Genomic DNA, 1,519 nt, shown 5'->3' on the forward strand with positions numbered 1-1,519 from the left:
GATGGCGTCGATCGACGCGACGCGCAGGCTGTCGGAACTGACGTTCAAGGACACGCCGGCGCAGGCGCTGAACTCGAACCAGGCGCTGGAGCGGCTGCGCGACGCGGCCTGGACGATGATCGCGGCCGACACGCTGGGCGCTTGCCAGACGATGCTGGAGAAGGCCGTCGACTACGCGAAGGAACGCAAGCAGTTCGGGCGCACCATCGGCAGCTTCCAGGCCGTGAAGCACCTCTGCGCCGAGATGGCCGCCGAGCTGGAGCCGACGCGCGCGCTGGTCTGGTACGCCGCCTACGCCTTCGACCACACGCCGGAGGAGGCGCCGCTGATGGCGGCCCACGCCAAGGCCCACACCTCGGAAATCGGCCGCTTCATCGCCCGCACCGCCACGGAGGTCCACGGGGGGATCGGCATGACCGACCTTCTGGGGCTCCACTACTGGTTCAAGCGCATCGGTCAGAACCGCCAGATCCTTGGCGGACCGGAACGGGTGCGGGAAACAGCGGCGCGCCTGCAGGGGCTGGCGGCGTAGGAGGGATCGATCCGGATCGCATGACCTGCACGGCTGCATCCACAACCGGTCATCCCCGCGCATGCGGGGACCCAGGCTTGCCTTTTGGGCTGGGGCCGCGCTCGATCGGAGCAAGACGAAAACTCTGGGTCCCCGCATGCGCGGGGATGACCGGGATCAGGGGAGGGTAAGACCATGGCCGACGGCTCCGTCCAAGGCGATGTCCACGACCGCTACGCCGCGGTCCGCACGCAGTTCGAGGAGAACCTGCAGAAGGGCGAGGACATCGGCGCCTGCTTCTGCGCGACCGTCGAGGGTGAGACCGTCGTCGACCTCTGGGGCGGCTGGGCCGACCCGGCTCGGACGCGGCCGTGGGAGCGGGACACCATCGTCAACGTCTACTCGACGACGAAGACGATCACGGCGCTGACGGCGCTCCTGATCGCCGACCGCGGCGAGCTCGACTTCGACGCGCCGGTCGCCAAGTACTGGCCCGAGTTCGCGGCCAACGGGAAGGCGGACACCAAGGTCAGCCACCTGATGAGCCACTCTGCCGGCCTCTCGGGCTGGAAGGAGAAGATCACCACCGAAGACCTCTACGACTGGGAGAAGATGACCGCGCTCCTGGCCGCGCAGGCGCCGTTCTGGGCAGCGGGCACCGCCCCCGGCTATCACGCGCTGACCCAGGGCTACCTGGTGGGCGAGGTGGTGCGGCGGATCACCGGCAAGTCGCTGGGCACGGTGTTCCGCGAGGAGGTCGCCGAGCCGCTGGGCGCGGACTTCTGGGTGGGCCTGCCGGCCTCCGAAGACGACCGCGTCGCCGAACTGATCCCGCCGCCGCCCGGCGCCGGCGTCGGCTCGAACGGCAGCCAGACCGAGCTGCAGGCGAACATGTCGCTGAACCCCGGCATCGACGTCTCGGCGACGAAGACGCGGGCCTGGCGCGGGGCCGAGATCCCGGCCGCCGGCGGCACGGGCAATGCGCGATCGGTGGCGCTGGTCCACACG

The 1,519-nt window shown here is 70.0% G+C and carries 2 protein-coding genes; both read left to right on the forward strand.

The annotated features are described in order from the left end of the window. Positions 1 to 532: acyl-CoA dehydrogenase family protein (locus JNL41_RS03020; RefSeq protein WP_293472793.1), on the forward strand; the 532-nt coding region annotated here is incomplete at its 5' end. Positions 533 to 706: 174 nt separating this feature from the next. Further along, positions 707 to 1,519, forward strand: an 813-nt coding sequence (locus JNL41_RS03025) for a serine hydrolase domain-containing protein (protein WP_293472794.1), incomplete at its 3' end; no start/stop codon positions are given.

It is taken from the genome of Phenylobacterium sp., assembly GCF_016793285.1.
Taxonomy (GTDB): domain Bacteria; phylum Pseudomonadota; class Alphaproteobacteria; order Caulobacterales; family Caulobacteraceae; genus Phenylobacterium.